General features: G+C 39.1%; 1 protein-coding gene. It reads left to right on the plus strand.

All coding sequences use genetic code 11. The features are described 5' to 3' along the window. The first annotated feature begins 403 nt into the window (after positions 1-403). Positions 404-1,819, plus strand: coding sequence for a group II intron reverse transcriptase/maturase (gene ltrA / locus C7958_RS15450; protein ID WP_111573561.1), 1,416 nt, complete (start codon positions 404-406; stop codon positions 1,817-1,819). Positions 1,820-1,843: the final 24 nt, after the last annotated feature.

Here is a 1,843-nt window from a genome sequence, read left to right on the forward strand (position 1 = left end):
ATATTTGCTAGTCAGTGAAAGTCTGATGTGGGGGTTAATAGTACCAACCACTAGCTGAAGACAAGGGTGTCCATCGTGAGGTGGAATCTGAAGGAAGTTGGAGGCAAAGCTTTGGTCTGAGGAATACGAACTGTATAAAAGGCATATTCCTGTGGATGAGTTTGCATAACAAAACAAAGTCCAAAACTATTCAAGACAGGAAGTGTAAATACAGCAGATAGATGAAGTGAAAGTAAATATTCTTAACCAGGGAAGGTCTGACAGTAGATTGTGGTGATGAATTTCTAAGCAATAAACTCTGCAGTAATATAAGAGCTGAACTGTCAGAATGCAGCAGAAGTCATAGTAGATTGATGGATATATACATCAATTGAAGGATGAAACATTAGGAGGTTTCTTAGATTTGAACAACTCGACGGAAACACATAGAAAGCAGACAACTTCATATGAAGGCTGCTCTCAGGAGAGAAGGCTGGAAGCTGGAAGTAATGAGAGAGTGCAGAGTGTTTCTGCGGCGTTGCCGAATGTAGGAAACGATGAAAATGCAGACTCCAGTAATCTGATGGAGAAAATTCTAGCGGCTCCAAACCTGAATAAGGCATATAAAAGAGTCGTCAAGAACAAAGGCAGTCATGGAATTGATGGGATGAGTGTAGATGAACTTCTACCCCACCTTGAAAGAAATGGCAGTCAGCTTCTGAAAGATGTACTGGAAGGTAAATACAAACCACAGGCAGTAAGAAGAGTAGAAATACCCAAGCCTAGTGGTGGAGTAAGACTACTTGGTATCCCAACAGTAGTAGATAGAATGATACAGCAGGCAATTACACAACAGCTGACACCAATATTTGACCCAGAATTTTCAGAATACAGTTATGGATTCAGACCTGGAAGGAATGCACATCAGGCAGTAAATAAAGCTAAAGAATATATCAATGATGATTACACATGGGTGGTCGATATTGACCTTGAAAAGTATTTTGATACTGTCCAACATGACAAATTGATGTCTTTAGTAGCCAGAAAAGTGCAGGATAAAAGGGTGCTGAAATTAATAAGAGCTTATCTTAACTCAGGAGTAATGACTGATGGTTTAATTAAGAAGACAGATGAAGGATGCCCGCAGGGCGGGCCTTTAAGTCCATTGCTTAGTAATATCATGCTGGATGAACTGGATAAAGAGCTGGAGAAACGCAATCATAAATTCTGTCGCTATGCTGATGATAGTCAGATCTATGTTAAAAGCCGAAAAGCGGCTAAAAGAGTTATGAAAAGTCTAACTGTATTTATTGAGAAGAAACTGAAACTTAAAGTCAATACAACAAAAAGTGCAGTCGGCAGACCCTGGAGAAGAAAATTCTTAGGGTTCTCATTTTATCGGATGAATGGTGAAGTAAGAGTTAGAGTCCACCCAAAATCAATCAAGAAAATTAAAGCAAAGATAAAAGAACTCACGTCAAGAAGCAAGCCCTGGACGATGAAATATCGTTTTAAGAAATTAAAACAAACAATCACAGGCTGGGTCAGCTATTACAAAATAGCTGATATGAAAAGCAAGATTAGAGGGCTTGACCAGTGGACAAGACGAAGAATAAGGATGTGCTACTGGAAGCGGTGGAAAAGAGTTAGAACTCGCTTTAAAATGCTTAAGAAACTAGGCATTAAAGAATCTAAAGCGTGGGAATATGCCAACACAAGAAAAGGCTACTGGAGAATATCCAATAGCCAAATACTTGCAAGAACCTTTACCAACCAGCTTTTAAAGAAACTGGGATACTTTAGTTTTACAGAAAGATATGCACAAGTAATTAATTCTTAATGAACCGCCCAGTACCGAACGGTA

It is taken from the genome of Halanaerobium saccharolyticum, from assembly GCF_003259895.1.
Lineage (GTDB): Bacteria > Bacillota > Halanaerobiia > Halanaerobiales > Halanaerobiaceae > Halanaerobium > Halanaerobium saccharolyticum_A.